The organism is Chitinivibrionales bacterium, assembly GCA_014728215.1.
Classification (GTDB): domain Bacteria; phylum Fibrobacterota; class Chitinivibrionia; order Chitinivibrionales; family WJKA01; genus WJKA01.
This window is the reverse complement of record WJLZ01000159.1, coordinates 36,959-61,160: the sequence shown is the minus strand read 5'-3', so window position 1 is coordinate 61,160 and position 24,202 is coordinate 36,959. Positions and strand designations below refer to the sequence as shown.

Here is a 24,202-nt window from a genome sequence, read left to right as displayed (position 1 = left end):
AAATACTATATTAGTAATGAAGGAAAACGGAGTCCGGCTCCACTGTTGTTTTATCTACACCAGCTATCATATTGAATTGATGTGAAAAAGATTATTGCACTTCTTGGGAAAATAGTTTCAATACTCATTCTCTGCTTTATCATAGTAGTTATTGCTGCAGCGTTGTATGTACGAACCGATCATTTCGGCAATCTGGCTGCGGATATAGCAAGGAAGAGGCTTCCTGAAGTTATTCATGGAAAGGTTGATTTCGATAGTATCGATATAGCTATCCCCCCCCGTGTGACTGTGTATGGCCTGAAAATGTATCATCCCGGCTCCCCCGAGCCTGAGATAGTCTGCGAAAAACTTACAGCTTCGCTGGCCCCCATTCCCCTGTTATATAATCGAATTGTCCTTCCCTTCGCATCAGCGACTAATGCCCGGGTGTATCTCAACATAAGCCGGGATTCGAATCTGGTCACTCTTTTTGTACCGCCCGATTCCGCCTCTCAGGAGCACACGCCACAGGAAACGCCGCAATTTCATGTTTTTGTCAATAATATTTACATCGATTCAAGTTCATTCACATTCAAAGATACCGTATCGAATATCGACATCAGCGTTGACGGGATCTGGATAGACGGAAGCTTGAAAAATAACTCAACAATCAAAGCTAGGGTATCGAGTCGTTTTGCCGAAGTGAAGATCGATACTCTCGAGTTTACCGGTGATTCGCTGGAAGGTGTAACTACGGTGACCGAGAGTACAACCACCATCCACAATGCGGCACTCTCTTTTTCCGCAGGCGGCAAAATCACTACCGAACTTGTTATTCCCTATCAGCAGGAGAGCGCATGGCATGCAGCAGTGGATCTGAATGCAGACAGTGCATTTATCGCAACTCTTCCATGGATTCCCCCCGAAATTTCAGCCGGAAAGGGCATCAAACTAAAGGGAAAGCTCGATGGCCCGTTATCGAAACCTGTAATCGAGCTCCAAACAGTTATTCGTCGCCCAAGGTATACGACTATCTCGCTCAAGGAGATCAATGTACAAACTGAATATGATACCTCCGGAAAACTCGCGATCAATCTTGATCTGGATGGTTCGCTGTATGATGGTTCTGCAGAAGTTTCAGCCTCCATCCCCGGGCTTCTTTCCAAGCCGCACCTTCACAAATATTCTCTTAACTCCGAGGTGAACATACATGAGGCTGTTCCTTTATTAGAATCGATGGATATCACCTTACCACTTTCGCAAGGGAAAGGAAGAATCAGTTTGTCAGCATCGGGAAATTCTCTGACAACGCTTCCCTCAAGAGGTGATTTTGAACTTCACCTGGATTCGTTCCGCAATTCAAAAGGAACGTTTCCTCCCCTTTCTCTCACCGGAACTATTGCCGACCGTTCAATATCGGTGGATGGTGATATGGGTAAGAGCTTCACCTTGTCGGGTTCGGGAAGCTATACGGGGAAGGGTGTCGACGGTAGCGTAAGGGCAGAAATAAAAGAGCCTGGCGTGCTTTCGCATTACTTTCTGCCTTCTCAACTGCAAGGCTCCATTCGGGCTGAAGGTTCTGTTACCGGCCCCTTCGACTCCCCCCGCATTAGCGCCTCCCTTCGAAGTGATTCTCTCTGGTGGCTCAATCTGGTTGGTGACACGCTCTATGCTTCGGTGGATTACCAGAACGGTACAGGCAGGGTCACGAAAAGTTTTATATCGGCAGAGGGACCTCTGGATTCGCTTTTTGCCTTTCTGGGGCTTTCTCCCGGCGGAGGGGATGTGAATATCCAAGTTGCGGCTCACGGCCCCTTCGACTCTCTTATGTCCAGTGCTCGGGTTGCAGTCGGTAATTTAGGTGTGGGAGGATTCCAGGCGGATACGGTATGGATGGATGCGGAGTATAATGGTGAACAGGTTACCGTATCCACCCTTCGAATGAAAGAAAAGAACGTATCGCTGACTGGTGACGCCCGGTACAGCGTTAGAAACATGTCACTCACAAGCTCCTTTTCGGCACACAGCCGTGACTCGGTAACCCAGGAGAAAGAACAGGGGAAAATACGATTCAATTTATCGCTCGATCCCGACTCTCTGGACGGAACAGCGATATGTGACAGTCTCCCGTTGTCGACGCTGCACCCCTGGTTCCCCCTTTCCGCCTATCCTCGGGGATACATGGATGTATACTGCGAATTGTCACAGCGTTTTGCAAATCCGGAAGTCGATATAGCATTCGATCTCTTCAAACTAGGCTACCACTCCGGCCGTCGCCGGGGCCGCATACAAGGCGCCTCTCGATTGGTCGACAGCCTTGTAACCGTAGTCTGTTCGATCGGCGTTGAAAAGGTTAAAGCTCCCCTGATCATTTCCGCTTCACTACCCTTTAAGCCCGGCGCCAACTGGAGGCTCGACACAGACCGGGAAACTCCGCCTCGCATCTCTGTACAGGCAAAGCAGACAGACCTCTCGATATTTTCTGAAATGTATGTTAAAACAGTTACCTTTGCCGGAATCCTTCATACCGATATTACTGCTCGATACAACGGCAAGGCATGGATTCCTGAGGGCATGCTGGAAATCGACAGTTCATCGCTGACCTACCCCGCTCAGAATATTAAAATAGACCATATCAATTTTACTGGAAAAACAACCGAACTCCCTTCGGAATCGCAAGAGCCGTTTATGCTCGACCTTTCTCTTACCGCAGGAGCAATAGACTATTCCGGAATCAAGCTTGACGGTGCAGCCCTTAAAGGTACAATTACTCCTGCTGAAGCAGTTCTGGATTCGGCGTATATTTCCTATCCCGCGGGTACAGCATGGGCTAGGGGCATGGTCCCGCTCGATAATATCGATTCGCTTCTGAAAAATCCACAGGCATCATTCCGTATTTCACTTTCAAAATTCCCGCTCAAACTGTTAAATGCAGCGATCAAGGGGGCCGAATTCAGGAAGGGAATAATTTCGGCAAAATTAAATGTTATTCCAGGATCGTCATCACCAAATCTGAAAGGTTCATGCAGTATCGACAGCGCCGTGGTTGCCATTGAAGATATGTATCCCCCTCTCGGCCCCCTGTTTGCCGAAGCCGATATCAGCAGCGATACCCTCATGATACGGAAAGTTTTTTCTTCGTGGGGTTCCGGTTCGCTCAAAGCCGCAGGAGGTGTCCGTCTGGGATCAAATTGGCAGACCAGTATCGTATGTAAAGGCAACGATATTCCTCTTTCTTTAGGAGAGGGTATCAATCTTTTATTCGATACCCTCCGGGCATCCTACAAGGGTCCACCGGATTCCTCGCGTATCTCCGGAACATTACAACTGGGAAAGTCGAACATCTATCAGGAGATTTCGTTGCTCGCAGCATCGGTGACCCAACTCGATTCATCACAGCGACAGAACAAATTTTCACCATCCCTTGCAATCACACTCAAAGTACCAGACAATCTCAATGTAACCGTCGATATCGAGGGCGGTATAAATCAGGCGTCGAGTAGAATCGACGTAGTCCTGGGAGGGGAGTTCTACCTTGGCGGTACGCTGCTTAACCCAATGTATTCGGGACAGTTATCGGTCGTGGAAGGCAGCGCTACCTATCTCGACAGAAGATTTGCCATCACCGAGGGTTATGCCCGCCAGCCATCCAGCGAAAACATTAACCCACTTTTATCGGTAAATGCCCAAACAGAAGCAACTGATATTTCTACCGATGAAAAATATGAAGTCTTTCTCAACTTTTCAGGAGACCTTGACAGCCAGACAATACGCCTTCGCTCCAATCCACCGCTTCCCGAACCCAGAATTGTCAGTTTGCTTACCTTTGGAACGGTCAACCCCGTTGGAGTGAATCGTCAGGAGCTGGCAAAAAGCCGCGCGTCGGCCCTGGCCAGCCAATCCCTCTCGTCAATCGCTTCCCGCTATGCTACCAGAGCAGCCCGGGAGTTTTTCAATATCGACAGAGTTGAAATAGAGCGTATCTCATCCGCAAACATTTCCGATGAAGGGACATCTTTAACAGTCAGTAAAAAAATCGGTAAAAATGAAAATATCACCATTACCTATTCCGGAACGCTTGGCGACCCTGAAGATCAGAAGGCGATTGTTTCATGGAAAGTCTATAAGAATCTCTTTGTTGAAGGTGAGACCGATACCGAAGGTAATGCCAGTGTTGAACTGAAATACAAGATACGAAAATAATATGAGACATTATATATTATCTTTAGCAGTATTTTCACTTTTTACAGCACCGCTGTTTTCTCAAAATGAGCAAGCCGGAAGGTGGAACGATCGTGAAGTCTGGAAAGTGTCGCGCCTTAAAATTAAGGGCACAAAAAAGCTGAATAAACGAAATATTCTTCCCGCCCTCCGTCTTACACCCTCACTTTTCGATCAGAAGAAATACAGCCGGCGGACATTGCAGAAAGACAGTACGACCCTTTATCAGATCTACCGCAGTCATGGATTTTTGAGAGCCACAATTACCATCGATACCATTGTACACGACAGTTCGGACAGGAGAGTGCGTATCGTTTTTCTGGTTGATGAAGGTCCACAGACAGAGATCGACTCGGTTGATATTTCGGGGAATATCGAGGACTATGAATCGCCTTTGAAAAAGGAGCTTCAGGCAAATCCCGGCAAGGCACTCTCTTTCTCTATAATCAACAGCGACATACAACGAATTGAAACCTGGCTCGGGAATCGCGGATATCTGGAGTCATCGGCGGATTGTAAAATCGGACTCAATAACGACTCCCTGGAATCCTCACTCTCCTACACATTTAAAAGCGGCCCTCGAATCCGAATAGACAGCATTTATATCAGTCATCCGGAATCGGTAAAGCCCCTGGTGGTCGAACGGGAGCTGAAATTCGACAGGGAAGACACCTTGACCAGGAAGTCGATACGACGATCCGTCAACGATCTTTATTCGACCGGTTTATTTTCTTTTGTTACGCTCAATTACGATTCGCTTGCCGACATATCGCCTGTCGATTCTTCACTGCGGATTGTAAATATTGATGTGCGAAAACGGCATTTTTTTACGGCCGAATTCGGTCTGGGATATTATACGCTGGGTTCGAGCTATAAATTCTGGCAGCAGTTCCGGGGCAGTGTCGAATCAAGCTACAGCAATTTTCTTGGTCTGGGAATCAAGGGGCTTCTCAGAGGAAAGGCAAGTTTTATCAATCAGGAAATCGAGGGTGGTCTTGTTATCCCCTGGATTTTCGGATTACCTGTTGATTGGGATGGCCGCGTTCTGTGGGGGCATGATAATGAAAAGCCCATTAATTTTGCTCGTACCAGAGTTGAACTCAAGCAACGGTTTGAATACAGACCGGCAATAAATTCAGAAACCCACATTATCCATCGGTGGGAAAAGAGTAATACCTATGAATCGGCGGACCCCGATTCGGTTGAAGATAAAACGACACATAGTATCGGATGGGGATTCAGTTACGATTCCCGTTCGGATATAATCGACCCGGAAAAGGGCGTCTTCACGACAATGGATATCGAAATCGCCGGATTAGGCGGAGCCCGGGGTAATCAGTTCATAAAAGGCGAAACCGTATCGAGGGGATATATGCCTGTTCTGGGATCCAGTGTCCTCTCATCAGCACTCCGATTCGGCCTGGCGCTTCCCTACGGCGCCAGTGAAATCGTTCCTTCACAGGAACGTTTTTACCTCGGCGGACCAAATGTCATGCGCGGCTTCGAGGAAAAGCAGTTTGGAGAACTCGATTCTGTTGACGGCAAACTGGTACCAATCGGCGGAACAGCCTATTTTGCCATGAATGTGGCGGAACTCCGGTATCCTATCTATCGAATACTTGGCGGAACCCTTTTCCTGGACGCCGGTATTCTGAAAAATGTCCAGAGTACATCACTCGATCAAACACTCAGTTCACTTTCCTTTAATGATCTGAGTTTTAACGCAGGAGCTGGATTGCGAGTAAAAACACCCCTTGTTATTATCCGTTTTGAAGTAGGACATCAGCTCGACAAATCGCTTGATGACAAGTCATCCTATGCTTGGCACCTGAGTGTGGGAAACGCATTTTGAGTGTTTTTTGGATACCGATTTTTCTCTCAGTACTGATCGAAATGATACCACTCTGCATTTTCGAGCCATTCACCCGGGTGACGCTGAAACTCTTTTAAGGAAGTAATCAAGCGAGCATGTTTCTTTTCCTGGTCGATAATGCTTTTCAGTGTATCACGATACTTACCATCGTTCATACCGTCCCCAAGCTTATCCAGGGCATCGGTGTACAGGGAAATACTTTTATTTTCAAATTCGAGGGCTTTGTTGTATGCCTCATCCCGATCAATTGCGACAAAGCTTGCGGTCTTGAAATGGTCCGACAATTTCTGAAATGCCCCTTTTGCCTGTGTTAGAATACCGGTATTGTCTACTGAAGGAACAGCGCTTTCTTTTTGCCAGGAATCGAATATTTCATAATGCCGTTTTTCCTCCCGTACCAGAAACTCGAAAATACTCTCAAGCTCTTTAAGCTCCACCTCTTTAGCCAGATTTGAATAATGCTCGATACCTTGCGATTCAATCTCTTTGGCATAATCCAGAATATCCATTACATAACCCTTTCCATAAAAAATGTAACACTTTAAATGTATAATTGTTCTTTGATGAAGAAGGTGCAAGAAGCATGCCTGAGATGGCACATACAGAAAAATACTGCTGCACAGCCGTTTTTCGCAAAAGTGAGAATTGGTATTAATGATTTTGAGAATATAAAAAATCTAATACTATTGTATTAAATGATTGATAATCAAATTCAGAAGCTATACAATAAGGGCAGTATACTTTCTCCCTCATTACATAAACTCCAGTGCACAAAAGGTGCATTATCCATAGTAGAAATGAACGATCACGATCTCAAAAAGTGTCACACCATTGAGGAATGCATTGCAGAAATTAACACTCTGCAGAAGGAAAACGTCAAACTGTGGGATATTATAGAATTCCTTCCCGATGCCGCCTTTGTGCTCGATCATGAGCACCGTGTCACACACTGGAACAAGGCGGCTGAGAAAATGACCGGGGTTCCGAAAGAAAAAGTTCTGGGATCGCACGACTATTCAATCCCGTTTTATAAAAAACGGAGAACGATCGTTGTCGATCTGCTCGATGCCGATGATGAGGTCATAAAAAGCAAATATGAATATGTTCGCCGGAACGGTCACGTTATCAATGCCGAGACCTACATACCCCATTTCAACGACAATAAGGGTGCCTACATCTGGATTGCCGCCTCTCCCCTTTTCGATTCGCAGGGAAACCGAGTCGGCGCTATCGAAGTGGTACGGGATGTTTCGGAGTTGCGCCTGCTTTTAGATTCACTGAAGGAGAGTGAAGAACGATTTCAGCAGTTGGCGAACAATATCAATGAAATATTTTTTCTTCTCGATAAAGAAACCAGATCTTTTCTCTATATCAGCCCGGCAGCGCAGCAGATTCTCGGGATCCCCCCTCCCCGGGCAATGCAAATGGGTCAAGAGCTTTTTTCCATAATCCATCCCGACGACCGTGACACTTGCCGCTTTGCAGATCCGGAAATACGGTATACATCACCAATTAACGAGGAATTCCGGATTGTCCGCCCCGATGGCACGACAGCCTGGCTCAGAGTACGCACATTTCTTGTCAATGATGAAACCGGGAAAACCGTGCGAGTCGCAGGAATCGCTTCAGATATTACCATCTATAAAGAAGCCGAAGAAAATGCAAAACTTCATCAGCAACAGCTCGTCCAGGCCGACAAAATGGCCAGCCTGGGGATTCTGGTATCGGGTGTTGCTCATGAAATCAATAATCCGAACAATTATATCACGCTCAGTATTCCTCTGCTGCGCAAAGCCTGCGATGCTGTCGCGCCGATTCTCGAATCTCACTACAAAACCGGTATAGCACCGCCGCTCGGAGCAGCAAATTTTGAAGAATTCCGGAACAATATCAACTACCTGCTGACCAGCATCGAAGAAGGGGCCGAACGAATCAAAAATATCGTTTCAGACCTGAAAGAATATGCCAAAACAGATATGTCGGGCAAGGGTATGAAAGTCGATCTCAATGTGGTTGCCGAAGCGGCAGTTCATCTTGTAAAGAGCTATATCAAAAAGCACACTACCGCATTTTCGACGAACTTTACAGAAGGCAATGTGTTTATTACCGGAAGATTTCAACGCCTCGAACAGGTAGTCATCAACCTAATCCAGAATGCCTGCGACGCCTTAACAGACACCTCACAGACAATCCAGGTGTCAACCAAAATACTATCCGATAAAGAAGTGGCATTGATTGTTCAGGATCAGGGATGCGGCATTCCTGAAGAGGCGATCGGGAAAATACTGGATCCCTTTTTTACCACAAAACGCGACAATGGCGGCACAGGACTCGGACTCTCCGTTACCGCCGGCATCGTGCGCGATCACAATGGCGTTATCGATTTCGACTCCACTCCCGGTAAGGGAACCAGGGTTACGGTCATATTTCCCAGGAGCACGGAACCATGACCGGGAACATTCAAAAAATTTTAAAACCCGAAAATCCCATAGTCATCATAGACGACGACCGTAATTCCCTTCACCTCATGAATATGACACTCCAGGCAGCCGGGTTTAATAACATTATTATTTTTGACCGCAGCACAAAAGCGCTGAGGTGGACGGAGCAAAATGAATTTGACACCGTGGTTCTGGATATTGTTATGCCGGGAGAATCCGGTGTAGACACTCTTGACACATTAAAAAAGAATCAACCCGATGTTCCGGTAATCATGGCTACCGGCGTTAACGAGATGAATACGGCAATCGGATGCATGAAAAAAGGAGCGCATGATTACATTGTTAAACCACTTGAAAGCGAGAGGTTTGTTTCGAGTGTCGCCAATGCCGTAAAATTACGCCGGCTTCAGCGGGACTACCTGCAGTTAACGAAAACAATCCTGGCCGAGGACCTTCGAAATCCGGAAGTTTTTGCCCCTATCCGTACTAAAAACCCACGGATTCTGTCGATTTTCCGCTATATTGAAGCCGTGGCGGCGACCCACTACCCTATTCTGATCACCGGCGAAACAGGATGCGGCAAAGAGCTTTTGGCGCGCGCAATCCATTTGTCGAGCGGTGTTGCCGGCGATTTTATTGCGGTTAATGTTGCCGGCCTCGATGACAATACCTTTACCGACACACTTTTTGGTCATGTCAAGGGTGCTTTTACCGGTGCGGATTCGGATCGCGCCGGAATTATTGTTACAGCATCCAACGGAACCCTGCTTCTGGATGAAATCGGCGACCTCAGCCCTCAATCGCAGATTAAACTGCTCCGCCTTTTACAGGAGCACGAATACTATCCTCTGGGCTGTGACTCGCCGAAAAAAAGTTCATGCCGATTGATTGCCGCTACCAACAAAAGCATCGATGAACTGGCGGCATCGAAGTCCTTCCGAAACGACCTTTACTATCGGCTCAGAACCCATCATATCGCCATCCCACCGCTCCGCGAACGTAAAGACGACCTTCCGGTACTGCTCGATTACTTTATCGAAGAAGCAGCAGAGGAGCTGAAGAAAAAAAAGCCTCCATACCCCCGGGAACTGATCGACCTCCTCGCAACCTATTCATTTCCCGGCAATGTACGGGAAATGCAGGCAATGGTCAGGGATGCGGTTTCCATGCATACTTCGGGTACCCTGTCGACAGAATCGTTCCGCAAAACAATATGCCCTGAAACCACTGCCGGTCAGACATCCGCAGACTCAGAAAAAGAAACACGTGTTACTTTCCATACTGCCCTTCCAACCCTCTCACAAGTCCAGGATGCACTGGTTCAAGAAGCGTTCGACCGTTCGAATGGCAACCAATCCCTTGCCGCCCAACTGCTGGGAATCACACGCCAATCCCTCAGTTATCGCCTTAAAAACATGAAAAAGCAGTGAAGGCCTGCAGAAATATCTGACACCGCACATTTTTCTGCCCTCCCATAACCCTTTGATTCCCTGAAATATAGACACCCATCTCCCTGCCCCGACGCAGAAATATCTGCACCCCCATAGTCTTTCCGGAAAAACATTCCACACTGTAAGTATATGGTTTTAAAGAAATTAGCCCCAACAAGTATCCTCTGGCACAACCATTGCATTGATATTTGGCCATGAAAACAGCCACACAACAAGCTTCACGAATACTTGTTGCCGATGATGAGGAAAAAATCCGATTCTGCATCAATCTTGCCCTCAAGATGAAAGGGTATGATGTCGAATGTGTTGCCGATGGTATAACGGCGCTGAAGAAAATCATCGAAAGCGAGGAAAGTGACCGCCCCTATGATCTTTTTATCTGTGATATCCAGATGCCATCCATGAACGGTGAAGAATTGATTGCCAAATTGCAAACCGCCGGTATTGAGATACCGATCCTTGCAATCTCGGGATATGGCGACAAAGACCTGGTAATTCGCCTCATGCGTAACGGATGTCATGATTTTATGGACAAGCCCTTTGAACCGGAAGAAATAGAAACCCGTGTTGAAAAGCTCTTATCAGAACTCAGGTTCAAATCGGCAGCCCTCAAGAAAAAAAATCGCCTTGCCCGTCTGGGAAAAAATTTCAGATCCGTCGCCCATGATCTCAACAATCTGTTAGGTGGCGCCCTGGGCTACGCCGATATGGCGCTGGAGCATTGCAACGATGCTGGTCGTTCCGATGATTATATCAGAAAAATGCTCAAGTCGACAACCATAGCCGCCCAAGTGTGCAAATCCCTTCTGGCAATAGACAAAACCGGTTCTTCAACGGAATCCTTTATGGTACGAACCGAAGCCGGTGCGATAGTCGAACGTGCAACCGCAGCGATCGCCGGAATCGCACCATCGAATATTACCGTCTCCGCAGAAACACTAAACCATCCGGTGTGGATCAAAGGGGATTCTCTGCTCCTCCAACGGGCAATACTGAACCTTGCACTCAATGCCCTCGATGCTATGCCCGGTGGAGGAGCTTTACATATAAAACTACAGCACGCCCCTGTCCCTCCAAAACAGAGCGACAACGATTTTGGTTATGTTCAAATAGTAGTCGGTGATACCGGAACGGGAATTTCAAAAGATATCGGGGATATAATATTTGAGGATAGATTCACGACAAAAAAGGACGGTAACGGTATGGGCCTCCCAATTGTCAAAAACATAATCGAAAAGCACGGCGGATGGATCGAGCGATCGAGTAACGGGGAGAATGGCGCCGTTTTTATCCTGTCTATTCCGCTCGATAACAGGAGGTGTGCTGTCGATGAAACAAGTGAAAACAACCATGTATTACAACCACCAGTTAAAGGAGGTGCGGATGTTTAAGGATATGAAGCTTGCCACGAAAATAACGCTGGGATTTGGAGCATTGATTGTTGTTGCTCTTGTTCTGGGTATTGCCGGCTGGATGAGTGTAAAGGGTATGTCGGACAATTTCGCCAGGACCGATGCCGGCAACGAATGTCTTAACGTGCTGAATCAAACCGGAAGTTTGCGCAGAGAATTTGCCATTTATGGTTTTGATGTACAAAAAGGCGAAACCAAAAACGCCGCGGAAAAATGGGCGGCGTCATACGACAACTTCAATAAAAAACTCTCCCATCTGGGAACCCTTAAAGGTCTGAAAATGGTATACAGGGATAAGGCCATGCAGGCCCAGAAGAGCGGCGAACGCTACAAGGATGCATTCGAGCAACAAAAAGAATCGCGCACCAGTAAAGATGATGCCTTTTCTGAATGGGGCAAGATTGGCTGGGAAGTCACCGATTATTTCGAACATCTCGACAATCAAAATATCGGCACACTTCGACAGGATTTTGTCGAGCCCTTCCTGCTTCTTCGAGTGACCGCGGTCTATTTGCTTGCCACCGACGGTGAGGAACAATGGGAATCATTTTCCAATCAGATTATAAAGGTTAAAGATGGGCTTGAAGAGTGGCGGCGGGGCGCTGCCCAAATGAATGAAACAGCTGAGATATATGCAAAACTGAGTTCCTATATCGAGCGATATGGTCAGGCCGGCGATCAATACTGGGATGCAGTCAAGAAGAAAGAGAAAGCCGATCAGCTTATGGCCGCGGAAGCATCTCATATCCTCGGTGATATCACTTCGATTCGGGAGGGTCTCGAAAAAGACATGAAATCGATGGCTGCCCAGACGACCGGGATGGTAATCATTATTACGATAATTGCCATTATTATCGGCGGCGCACTCTCCTTTTTTATCACCCGGAGTATTGTGCGTCCTATCAATGCGGTTATCGACAGTCTGTCGAGTGGCTCCGAGCAAGTGGCATCGGCATCAGAACAATTGTCATCATCGAGCCAGCAGATGTCGGAAGGCGCCAGCGAACAGGCATCAAGTCTCGAAGAAGTTTCCAGCAGTTTGGAAGAGATGTCATCCATGACAAAACAGAATACCGGCAACAGCCGCCAGGCAACCTCCATGGCCGGAGAGGCTTCCGGGTCCGTCTCCCAGGGCAAAGAACGAATGGGCCGGATGAGTGATGTTATCAACCGTATCAAGGTTTCGTCTGATGAAACCGCAAAAATAGTCAAGACAATCGATGAAATCGCCATGCAGACAAACCTCCTTGCACTCAATGCTGCGGTTGAAGCGGCTCGAGCCGGTGAAGCAGGACGAGGATTTGCCGTCGTTGCCGAGGAGGTGCGCAACCTTGCTCAACGGTCGGCTGATGCTGCTAAAAATACGGCAAACCTCATTGCGGAATCGCAGAAAAATGCTGAAGACGGCGTTGAATCATCAAAGGATGTCAATGATATCCTGGAAGATATTACCGAGAAAGTGAAAAAAGTCGATCAGCTCATCGCCGAAGTGTCGGCCGCCAGTGATGAACAATCGCAGGGTATCGACCAGATTAACACCGCCATTGCCCAGATGGATACGGTCACTCAGCAGAATGCCGCCAATTCTGAAGAGTCGGCCTCTGCAAGTGAAGAACTCTCCAGTCAGGCCCAGCAGTTGAATTCCATGGTGGGGGAGTTGACCAGAATTGTTCAGGGATCATCGATAATAACCCATTCATCATCCCGGATCTCTGATCACTCAAACAGCGGCGGTTCATTGTCGCCCGCAAAAAGAAAACGGGGTTTTCAGGCTTTGCATTCATCCAGAGACAGCGGATCACTGCAATTCCATGCGAAAAAGAATGGAAATCTGAACAAGAACGACGGCAACGGACATCGTCCGGCAACAGCACAGGCCAAAGAAGTAAGGCCCCAGGAGGCTATTCCCTTTGACGAAGATATCGACCTGAAGGAGTTTTAATCGACTCAATAACACCCGGAGTGTCATACGCTGCCTCGTGTCAGTTTGACGCTCCGGATTTTTATCCGACCATTACGGCCCGGTCTCCCGTACCCTGCGTCTTTCACCGGCGGTGTATCGAAGTCACAGCCTTGCGGCAATCGGTGTTGCCTGTCATGAAGCAGGTCATGCGATCCAGCATTCCACCGGATTCGCGCCACTTCACCTTCGCACCGCGCTTGTCCCCGCTACCAATGCCTCGAGCTGGCTCTCCTATATAGTCATTATGCTTGGATTCCTCTTTTCCTCACAACAGTTCATCTTACTGGGTGCATTGATTTTCAGCGCTGCCGTACTTTTTTCGTTGATCACTCTTCCGGTAGAATGGGATGCCGGCTGGCGGGCTAAAAAGCTGATGGTCAGTACGGGAATAGTCTCCTCTAAAGAATCGGTGTATGCGGCAAAGGTACTGAATGCCGCGTTTTTAACCTATGTGGCTGCGACGGTCAGTTCGGTGTTGACGCTCCTGTACTATCTAATGCGGGCAGGTATTTTCGGCGGAGGAAATGATTAAGGTCTTTGCAGATATCCCCTATTTGGGCGGACGGGAATTCTTTAGACATAACGCCGTCAGATCATCGATATTTGCCTCTCCGGCACACATGACCGTATCCGCACCACCCCAGTATATTTTAACGGTACCATCATGCTCCGGTAGTGCACCGCAGGTAAAAACCACGTTATGCACATAACCGGTCACCTCCCAGGGATCTTGAGGTTGGAGAATCCATTCATCACCGACACCGATAATCTGTGAGGGATCATTGAGATCGTGCAATGCAACACCCAGCCGATACACGGCGCCAGCCATGGTAGGAAAAACACCATGGTAAATGTGAAGCCATCCTTTATCGGTCTCAATCGGTGTTGCACCAGGACCGATTTTCATTTCATCCCAGTGATAGGTGACCGGTTTCATTACCACGCGGGAATCACCCCAATGGACCAGGTCGGGTGAATATGATATCCATATCGACCATGGTGAAATCTCCGAATGAGGACGGTCCAGCCGAACATATCTGCCGTCAATTTTCCGGGGGAAAATCACCACATTACGGTAATCAGCTTCGGTGATCAAGGCCACCCGCTTAGCCGATGAAAAATCGGTTGTTTTTGCCAGAGCAATTCTGACTCCATGACGGGAATAGGCGCTGTAGGTAAGCAGATATTCATCTCCTAAAGCGCAAACACGGCAATCCTCAACGCCATACTCTTCGTATTCGGCAAAAATTCCCGACCGGGCGGGGATCAGAAAAGGTTCCGGACGAACGTCAAAATGAAAACCGTCACTGCTCTCAGCAAGACCGATAACCGAGCGGCCATTGCGCCGGTGAGATCTGAACAGCATGATATACCTGTCATTAAATTTTGCCATGCCGGCATTATGCACCGTTTCAACCGGATAAGGCACATCTTCTTTTGTAAGGATCGGATTACCTGAATATCGGCGAACAATTTCTTTTTTCATACTATATCCCCCTCTTATGAATGCTCCCTTTTTGTGGTTTTAAATCTCATGTGACGGTTAATCGAATGTAATTCGCATGGCCGGGATGACCATGCCACATATCATTCTATGTTTCTTAACGGGGAACCCGAATCTATGAAGACCGGGAAAGGATCTCGCGGTAAACGCGGACATATTCTCGGGCCATCCGTTCTTTTGTAAACCGCTGCTCGACAACGTCACGGCATGTGCTTCGATCGATTTCACCAATTCTTCCCACACATTCCACTGCTTCGGAAACCGTCTGAACCAGAAAGCCCGTTTTATTGTGATCGATCAGTTCGGGCATACTTCCCCTGGAAAAAGCGATAACCGGTGTTCCGCATGCCATGGATTCGACGACCGACAGACCAAAGGGTTCATTGAAATTGATTGGGTGGAGCAGTGCCACTGCACGACCGAGTATATCGTCCCGCTTATCCGGGCCTACGCTGCCGATATAGCGGACTTCACCGGATTTTACCGCCGGCTCAACATAACGCTCAAAATAGCGCGTATCCTGAATAACCCCTGCCATAATCAATTCTTTGCCGCAAAGCCGTGCAATTTCTATCGCTTCCTTTGCTCCCTTGTCGGGATGAAACCTTCCGAAATAGACCAGATAATCGCTTTCCGGACTGGGATGAAATTTTATGGTACCGATATCGACACCGTGATATATCGTGGCTTTGTAGGTCAAATCAGGAGACCGATCGGCATTACTGATGGAAACATAATGGGAAAGACCGTTATACCTTTTGTAAACCGTTAGGATTTTCGGTGATGAAAACCCGTGGATGGTCGTGAGTATCGGGGTTGAAAGTAAATTGCTGTAGGAAAGAGGAAGGAAATCAAACTGATTGTGAACCAGATCGAATTTTTCAGCATTTTCAAAACAATGAGCGATATGAAGACACTCCCATACTTTCGGCTCGATTTCCGGATCATCTTCGTAGCCGCGGGGACAGACGGCTTTAAGTTGTGCCGTGGTGATTGAATCCTCCGTAGCGAACAACGTGACATCAATACCAATCCGTACAAGTTCTTCGGTGAGAAGCGAGGTCACCAGTTCCCAGGGACCATAATGCCGGGGGGGTGTCCTCCAGGCAATCGGAGCAAGCATGGCAATTCTCATGTGATTACCTTTATAAGAATAGGGGTGATGGAGTAGTGGAGTAATGGGACAGTGAATGCAATTCCTTGATTCCGAACTCCGTTACTCCATTCCTCAATTCGTTATTTCCATTCCATGGCGCCAACTATTTCCTTAATATCGGCAAGTGCGAAACTGGTTGCATAATCAGACATGGCATAAGGGATGATGAGTTTACCCTTATGCAGTAATGCACCGCAAGTGTACACAACATTGGGAACGTATCCTGCCCGTTCATTTTCGTTGGGCGCCAGAAGCGGCTCCCGGAGTCGTCCGATAATATTGGATGGAATGTTCTTATCAAGAAGAAAGGCGCCGATACAATATTCTCTCATCGGCCCGACGCCATGACTGAGCACCAGCCATCCCTCATCGATCTCAACCGGTGAACCGCAATTTCCCAGCTGAACATACTCCCAGGGAAAGGTCGGTTTAGCAATCTGGTGTGGATCGTACCAGAAATGGATATTGTCGGAATACATGATAAAGAGGTTTTCATTGTCCTGCCGGGAAAGCATCGCATAGTTACCGTTGATTTTTCTGGGAAACAGGGCCATTCCTTTGTTCTTGACCGCTGGTCCGTTGAGTGTAATGAATCTGAATGAGACGAAATCTTCGGTCCTCAGAAGTTCGGGGATAACGGTCTTACCGTCAAAGGCGGTAAAGGTACCATAGTAACACGTTGAGCCGTCATCGTCCACAAAGCGTACAAACCGGGCATCTTCAATACCGTTTCGTTGCGTTGCTGTTGATGGAAAGATCGTTTTTTCCGAAGTTCGTTGATAGGCCTCGAAGGTGACTTCATAATTCGAATAGGCCAGTGAGAGCATGCCTTCAACCGTATGCTCAGCCTCTCCGGAGCCCGGATTTTCCCGCCGAATATTATTGGTGACCTCTTTCAATTCATTGAGCGTGAAATTTTCAGGGAGTGTGGAGAGTGCGTGCCTGCTGAAATAATTTTCGAATTCGAGTTCCCCCAGTTTCCGGGCAAAAACATCTTTGTCGTACGTTTTATTCGGAATTTTCACCGGCTCCGTTACAAAAGTCGTCGGCCGTCTGAGTTTTACTTTAAAATTATCGGTAATTATTCCTTCCCGGAAAACAATCGAAGAAATATGCCCTTCACCGGTAGCCCGCAAACTCATGATAAACCGTATAGCACCCGAAGGAAGATCCGATTGATCGGGATGGAGAACAATTGACGGATTAAAAAGAGCGGCCGATTCAAGCGAATACTCCTGCGTGAAATAGGCGCCGATAAGTAGTCGGCGTTCTTCGGACAAGGGGGTATCGGTTACCGTCCATTTCTCCACCTTTTCAAAATGTTGAAGAAGCACATCTTTGATATTCTGATGCCTTTGAGTAAAGTCGGTGATTACATTTTTGAGATAATGACGAACCTGCTCTTCGGTTAATGTCATGACCCGGGCAATTATCCTCGAACGTTTGTTTTCATCCAGAGGAATAAAGGGACGGACCAGCACACGTTCCTGCGAGGGTTTGAGTATAGCCTCGAGCCGTTGTAATGAAATTTTCTTTTTCATAGTATTACTCATCTTTGCCTTGTTATTGGTTCAGCTTAATGTTCGATTGGATTAATATATTGTAATCGTTTTTGTTCTGCACAAAAACCATGCATTGCCAGAAGTGAAAGCAGCCAGGCAAGGGTCGATTCGGCTCCCTGATTCAAATTCGGCCCGTCGGGGGTCAAACCGTCCCGGCAACCACCGGTTGTATAATCGTAGAGAGGTTCGTTGAGATCGTTATGCCCTAAAAACCAGTTGAATACCATTTGCGCCATGGTGCTGTAATGATCGTTACCGGTCATGTTATAGGCAAGAATGCATGTTTCTACCATCGCCTGCGCTTCAATGGGCTGCTGATCGAACAGCGGCTTGGTTTCTCCCTTTTTCAGCCATCCATGGTTGCCGATGGGAGAGAACCGGTCGTTTCCTTTCTGAATATTAATAAGCCAGTCGAGCGTCTTGAATCCGGTCTCGATCATGTCGTCCCGTTGCAGCCATTGACCGGAAAGAAGCAGTGCCTGAGGAATTTTGGCATTAGCATAGGTAACAATTTCATCCTCGAACCACGGCCATTCATCATCAAGATGGGAATTAAACTGACTGGACAGGGTATTTGCAAGCTTCTCCCGGATTCTCCGAACTTCACTGTCACCGGAAAAGCGCGCAAGATAAGCATGAATCCCTACCAGGGCAAAGGCAAGTGCCCGGACATGTTTCAATTTTTCCACAACCTTAATGCCCTTATGAAACATGGTGGTACTCAGCGCCGTGCATCCCCGGTCCCGCGAAAGAGCCGCGCATACTCCCAGACCCCAAATGGCTCTTCCCTGACTGTCTTCACCACCTTTTGATTCGAGCCACCGCCTGTCGTAGGACATAAAATTTCGAAACCACCCGTTGTTACCGTTAAATGCATGCTTGATAAAGGCGAGATATTTCTTCTGAAAACGAACAAGCCGGATATCATCAGGCATCAAATTGTGAGCCATCACCATGACGATCAACGCCCGCGTATTGTCGTCAATACAGTAACCATGGTCATAATCGGGCACGGTAAAGGATGCATGCTGGGTCATTCCGGTATCATCGGTCATAGCAAAACAATGATCGAGGTTAATTTCCGGCAGGCTGGTTTTTTCCTGGTCCGGGATTTTATGATCAAATACGATTCGGGACCTGCTGGCGCGCTCGGCCTTTGCTTCACCCAATACCATCATGTAATCCGCCGCCACCTGATTCCAGACAGCTCTGCGGGAAAAGGTGTACGCCCGTTTCCTGATAGCATTCCGCTGTACTTCATCATCAAGAAGCTCCCTTACCGCACAGGCCAGGGCACGGGAATCTCTGAAATCGACAATCACCCCGCGATCATCGGCAATCATCTCCTGTGCATACCAGTACGGCGTCGAAACGGTAGCTTTCCCCACCCCCATTGCATAGGCAAGGGTCCCCGATACAATTTGCGCTTCCGAAAGATAGGGAGTGACGTAGACATCACAGGCCCCAAGGAATTCACATAATTCTTTGATATCCACAAAACGATTAAAAAACTTTATATTGCCATAGACACCTTTGGACATGGCTAATCGCTCGAGGTACTGACGATACTCTTCACCCTGTGTCTTCTTGATATGAGGATGTGTTGCACCAACAACGATATAGACAACATCAGGATGATGGTTTACAATCATGGGAAGTGCCTCAATCATGTATTCGATACCCTTATTGGGCGAAATAAGTCCAAAAGTCAACACAACCTTTTTCCCTTCCACCCCAAATTTGTCTTTATAATAATTAGGATCCACAAAAGGCATATCCGGAATTCCATGATGAACAAGAGCAATTTTCTCAGAGGGGATGTTATAAATCTCTTTTAAAAAATGTTTTGCCTTTTCCGACATCACCACCAGACGAGTAGAAAGGGAGCTGATTTCATCAAGCGCTTTTCTCTGCTCCGCAGTGGGATCCTTTAAAACGGTATGGAGGGTAGTCACCACCGGCATCCGCAAGCTCCGCAGGAGTGAATTGACATAACTCCCCGCTTCACCGCCAAAAATCCCATACTCATGCTGGACCAAAACTACATCCACCTGACTGATATTGAGGTAGTCTCCTGCAAGACGGTATTCGCTGAGACGGCTCTGATTGATCTCGAAGTGTACCTTATCGGGATAGCGATAGCCTTCAAGCCTGTCGTTCATTGCCACCGCCCAGCAATCGATATCGTTTCCCGCTTTTGACAATGCAGAAACAAGATCCGTGGTAAATGTCGCAATTCCGCACATACGGGGCAGATAATTCCCAATTACCGCAACTGTTCTGATTTTTTCCATGAATATGTCTCACCATCTCTTGTTAAGGTTTCGTACGACCATACCAGGTTTATCGAGGTAACAGCGATATCACCGTCTGTATCAGAGAATCAAATGTAAGCAACAAAGGAATGCGGACTATGAATCGCCCTAAAGAGTCATAATGAATATAAAGAAACTATATTCTCTTGTTTCGCCGTCTCCAGTCTCTATCTGAATTGTGCGAATCATGATTGGAATTGAAACTCTTTAAAAATATTCCATGGTGACTAAATCTTCAATAAAGAAATAAAAAGTTACGTCTCACGTATAATAACGGCGCATGCACCAAGAACTATTCCGGCGCCGATTATCATGGAAACGGTAAGCGATTCATTGAAAAAGAGTACGCCCGCCGTTACGTTGAGCACCGGGGCAGTCATGATAAAAAGCGCTCCGGTTGCTACTGATATATACCGATATCCTTCGGTAAATACCAATTGACCGATTGCAGCCAGTATTCCGATTATCAGAACAATTACCCCCGTCTTCATTCCCATAACCATGGGTGATTGCGAAGAAAACGCAGGAATCAGAACAAGCCATAAACCAACAATACATTGAGAAAAGTAGATCGATGAAGAATTGTCGGTAGCATGCAGTTTCTTGACCAGAACGACGGCGATTCCTCCGGAAACGGCCCCGACAATCGCAAGGATTTCATATTTCCCGATACCCAACAGGCCCCGGGAACCATCGCCTCTTGTTATAATCATTATGAGTCCTGCAAAGGCGGCGGCAATAGCACACCATTTCAGAATACTGATACGTTCTTTCAGAAACAACCCGCTGAACAGGGCGGCAAAGATCGGATAGGCATACAATACGACCGACCCTTTGATCACTCCCAGATGGGTAATGGAAGAAAAGGCAAAAATGATTGCTACTCCTCCGAACAGCCCCCGCAAAAACAGCGTCCTTTTTGCAACAAATTCGAGTTTTATTTTACCTGCCACGGCAAGAGTACTCAGCAATGCTATGCCGATCAGAAATCGGAACATGGTTGTCGTGTACGAATTAAATTCCGCTACATATCCAACAAGGCACACCATTGTACAGAAAGCCAGATTTCCCGCACAGAGCAGGGCTACTCCTTTGATTGTTCGACTCTCGATCATACGTCCCTCCCTCAGAGCCGTTAAATAAAAAAAGCCCGCCGTCGGACTCTACCAACGGCGGGCTTGCATATTCGTTGTATTACTCTGTGCACTAGGTCACCCACCATTGGCAATGCCGGTCGGCCTTAAAGGCGCGCGCTTTTACGGCTACTGTTCTGAGCCACTGCCAATTGGTGATATGTGCACACGAGTAAATCATGATTTTTTTTTCTTGATGTAATGAAAGGGTAATATACAAGATCGCAGGGAGATGCACAAATTTACCATTGATAAGCTCCCCGCTCAGATCTATTAAAAGCCGTGTAAAACCGCTATCGTCATGCTAAAACCATATCCTCACCCCTCTTCATCGACCGCTTCCGACTGCGGGTATTATCGCACCATTCCCTTTAGGGAATCTTTTCCGTGAAAAACCGGGATAATATGGGTATATTATAATAAATACTATTATATGAAACCCTCCCGGTTCAAAATCGAGAATTTGGGGATTCAGCAAAAAGGAGTCTACCACGTGAGGGAAGCAGCACGAGGGATATTGTGCCTTGCACTTGTCATTCCAGCCCATACGCAGGTTACTCTCAGTTCCACCGGTTCCGAAACAACGGTGCCGCGCGAGCGGATGATTACCTATCTTTTTATTGGTCATTCGAATATGGCCGGGCGGACCAACGATCCAGAAGATTTACGCCCGGTTTTCCACCAGCCCCATTCCCGCTGCTGGAATTTCAATATTGTCGATGATTTCACCGATCCTGCACTCAACGATTATCACCACCAGTGGATTCCGGCACAGGCACAGATCCATCAAGACATGAACAGCAGTTCCAGCCAAGTCCAATGCGGTCCGGCAATGGCTTTTTTAAAACAGATGGCCACCGAATATTCCGATTACTATTTCGGTGTTACTCAGAATGCCGAATCTGCGGCGTCAGTATGGAAATATCGTAACGATACCAACAAGAGCGACGGCCCCCCTCTGTATTCCCAGATACTTGCCGCGGCAACTGAAATAAATCAGAATACAACAATCGGTGGAGTGGTCATGATGCTCTGCCTTGCCGACGGGCTCCGTCACCCCGACACTTACAAACAGAATGTTAAGGACCTTGTGGCAATGCTCAGAAACGATCTGGATCTGCCTCAGCTCCCGGTATTTATTTCAGATTATGAATACGGCTCGACCGGACCACGCCACCCCGACGAACCGGGAGCGCAAATTGTCATCCAGGCCAATCAGGAATTACCCAATGAACTGGACCATTGCTATCTGATCCCTACCAATGAATGGTCGAACCAACAGGTGTATATGCAGGATGATCATCATTATAATCTCACGGGATATATACGGTGGGCCGAAGAACTGGTTGCGGTTATCAAGAACAACAATCTTGGCCCCGTGCCGTTGTCTGATACCGAGCCCCCCTCCGCTCCAGAGGGTCTTGTTGCCGAAAACGAATCCGCCAACAGCATTCGTGTTTCATGGAGTGCATCAAGCGATAACGATGCTGTTGAGAAATATGCTGTCTTCATTGACGGCGATTCGGCAGGAAGTACCGGAGGTATATCGTATCTTGTTGAAAATACTACTCAATGTCATACCTATACATTTTCGGTGAAAGCATTCGATTTTTCAGGAAATATATCCGGACCGAGTAATCCCCTGATCTTCGAATCAAATTGCACCTCCGATACTATTCCGCCGTCACCCCCGCCCTCCCTTTACGCGACCGATACGGCCTCCCGTTCAATTACCCTTTTATGGAAAGCCTCAAACGATAATATGAGCATCCACACTTATCATATTTACCAAAATGGACGTCTTGTCGACAGCACATCCGATACTACGACAAAAATCGTTAACCTTACCCCTGCAACATTCTATGCTTTCTTTGTAAGAGCAGTCGATAATGTGGGCAATTATTCGGTCCCGAGTGAAACGCTGACTGTTACTACAAAGAATATCTGTGCCGACTCTTTTCCCTTGAAAATTAATCTGGGAGGAGCGGCTTTCAACAATTACAAAGCAGACCAACCCTATACCGAAGAGGTATATTACGGCTATGTAACCGAAGGAAGAACCACCTCCACAGAAGCTGCAATCGACGGGACTGATGATGATGCTGTGTATCAGAGTATCCGTTACGGCGATTTTGATTATACGATCAGTGTCCCGCGGGGAGATTATATCATATCCCTTCTCCTGGCCGAAAGCTTTGCCGGGAAAAGTAGCGGATCGCGGCTTTTCGACGTCAGCTTCAACAACACCGTTATTGACGGATGCCCCGTTGACATTTTCGACAGCGCAGGAGCCGATGCTGCATTGAAATTGGTGCGAGAAATTCGGGTACAGAATACCACAATCGACATTTCATTCAGACGAACCCCGAACTCATCATATTCTCCTGTCTGTTCGGGATTCATTATTGAGCAGGCCCCGGCATATCGCATTGAACCCTTGACACACGACACCGCTGAAGCATACGACACTGTGCAAATCAACTGGAAAACCAATGAAGGTCTGGTAAATGAGGCCCGATTGTGGATTTCCCCGGATTTCGGTATAACATGGCACGAAATTTCGCCCGGCTCTATATCCGACCTCGATTCATCATGGGAAAACTTTGCCTGGGCAATACTCCCGGTAATCGAAGGTGATACGATTGCGGGTAAAACATGTTCGGTGAGAATTACCGATTATGATAAGATCTACAAAATTGTTGCAGATGATCAATTTTATGTATCGCCTTCCTTTGCCGATGCACACCCCCGTACCGGATCGTATTCTTTTCCCGCTCATATAAGGACTACCATATCGGATCGCAAAGCATCGCTCCATATCGGAGGGAAAGGTTCTTTTCGCATCACGCTGAATACGCTTGCCGGACAAACTGTTTACCGGTCCCGAGGTAAAGCTCCTGCGACAATCTATCTGCCGCACTCGAGTTATAAGGTGCAGAACTTCTTTATATTGCAGTTAGAATATAACGGCATAACAACCGTTCAAAAACTGCTAACCATATACTAAAGCCGGTCCTGCCTGTTTGCAAAGAACATACTCCTTTTTTTTATGTCCCTGTTCGAACCACGAAGCCCCTGTCCTGAAACCTGCTATTCCCCATTTTAATTCGGATTGGTCTACCATAGCGACATTCCCTTGCTCCAGGGTATGGGTTTTAATATTTTCATATAGCTGGATTTATGATGGTATGG

14 protein-coding genes are annotated in these 24,202 nt (G+C 47.3%); 8 read left to right on the top strand and 6 right to left on the bottom strand.

Features of this window, described 5'->3' with window-relative positions; translation table 11 throughout:
• Positions 1-81: 81 nt before the first annotated feature.
• On the top strand, positions 82-4,182 hold the full coding sequence (locus GF401_14145; GenBank protein ID MBD3346194.1) for a hypothetical protein: 4,101 nt from the start codon (positions 82-84) through the stop codon (positions 4,180-4,182).
• A gap of 1 nt (position 4,183) precedes the next feature.
• Positions 4,184-6,052 (top strand): BamA/TamA family outer membrane protein, encoded by a 1,869-nt coding sequence (locus GF401_14140; protein ID MBD3346193.1) that lies wholly within the window; start codon positions 4,184-4,186, stop codon positions 6,050-6,052.
• A gap of 26 nt (positions 6,053-6,078) precedes the next feature.
• Here GF401_14140 and GF401_14135 read toward each other — a convergent pair whose 3' ends face one another.
• Positions 6,079-6,582: a hypothetical protein gene (locus GF401_14135; protein ID MBD3346192.1), complete on the bottom strand. Its 504-nt coding sequence runs from the start codon at positions 6,580-6,582 to the stop codon at positions 6,079-6,081.
• A 186-nt stretch (positions 6,583-6,768) separates the two neighbouring features.
• On the opposite strand from GF401_14135, the gene GF401_14130 reads away from it, so the two are divergent.
• From GF401_14130 to GF401_14110, 5 genes are all read left to right on the top strand, one after another.
• On the top strand, positions 6,769-8,523 hold the full coding sequence (locus GF401_14130) for a PAS domain S-box protein (GenBank protein ID MBD3346191.1): 1,755 nt from the start codon (positions 6,769-6,771) through the stop codon (positions 8,521-8,523).
• Positions 8,520-9,944 carry a response regulator gene (locus GF401_14125; protein ID MBD3346190.1) on the top strand — a complete coding sequence of 475 codons (1,425 nt, stop codon included), beginning with the start codon at positions 8,520-8,522 and terminating at the stop codon, positions 9,942-9,944. The genes GF401_14130 and GF401_14125 overlap by 4 nt, the downstream gene beginning before the upstream one ends.
• Before the next feature lie 215 nt (positions 9,945-10,159).
• Positions 10,160-11,356 (top strand): response regulator, encoded by a 1,197-nt coding sequence (locus GF401_14120; GenBank protein MBD3346189.1) that lies wholly within the window; start codon positions 10,160-10,162, stop codon positions 11,354-11,356.
• A complete protein-coding gene (locus GF401_14115) occupies positions 11,241-13,319 on the top strand; it encodes a hypothetical protein (GenBank protein MBD3346188.1) in 2,079 nt (692 codons plus the stop codon). The genes GF401_14120 and GF401_14115 overlap by 116 nt, the downstream gene beginning before the upstream one ends.
• A 94-nt stretch (positions 13,320-13,413) precedes the next feature.
• The gene (locus GF401_14110) at positions 13,414-13,872 is read left to right on the top strand and encodes a peptidase (protein MBD3346187.1); all 459 of its coding nucleotides are present in this window, start codon (positions 13,414-13,416) and stop codon (positions 13,870-13,872) included.
• A gap of 18 nt (positions 13,873-13,890) precedes the next feature.
• On the opposite strand, the gene GF401_14105 is transcribed toward GF401_14110, so the two are convergent.
• The 5 genes from GF401_14105 to GF401_14085 all read right to left on the bottom strand — a co-directional run bounded on the left by GF401_14105 (position 13,891) and on the right by GF401_14085 (position 20,992).
• Positions 13,891-14,826 carry a glycosidase gene (locus GF401_14105; protein ID MBD3346186.1) on the bottom strand — a complete coding sequence of 312 codons (936 nt, stop codon included), beginning with the start codon at positions 14,824-14,826 and terminating at the stop codon, positions 13,891-13,893.
• Positions 14,827-14,959: 133 nt separating this feature from the next.
• Positions 14,960-15,979 (bottom strand): glycosyltransferase, encoded by a 1,020-nt coding sequence (locus tag GF401_14100; GenBank protein MBD3346185.1) that lies wholly within the window; start codon positions 15,977-15,979, stop codon positions 14,960-14,962.
• 101 nt (positions 15,980-16,080) lie between these two features.
• Complete coding sequence (locus GF401_14095) at positions 16,081-17,529, bottom strand: glycosidase (protein ID MBD3346184.1); 1,449 nt, start codon at positions 17,527-17,529, stop codon at positions 16,081-16,083.
• Positions 17,530-17,576: 47 nt separating this feature from the next.
• On the bottom strand, positions 17,577-19,856 hold the full coding sequence (locus GF401_14090) for a glycosyltransferase (protein MBD3346183.1): 2,280 nt from the start codon (positions 19,854-19,856) through the stop codon (positions 17,577-17,579).
• Positions 19,857-20,131: 275 nt separating this feature from the next.
• A complete protein-coding gene (locus tag GF401_14085) occupies positions 20,132-20,992 on the bottom strand; it encodes an EamA family transporter (protein ID MBD3346182.1) in 861 nt (286 codons plus the stop codon).
• Between the two features lie 451 nt (positions 20,993-21,443).
• Here GF401_14085 and GF401_14080 point away from each other — a divergent pair, with 451 nt between their 5' ends.
• Positions 21,444-24,017, top strand: a complete 2,574-nt coding sequence (locus GF401_14080; protein MBD3346181.1) for a hypothetical protein — start codon at positions 21,444-21,446, stop codon at positions 24,015-24,017.
• Positions 24,018-24,202 lie beyond the last annotated feature (185 nt).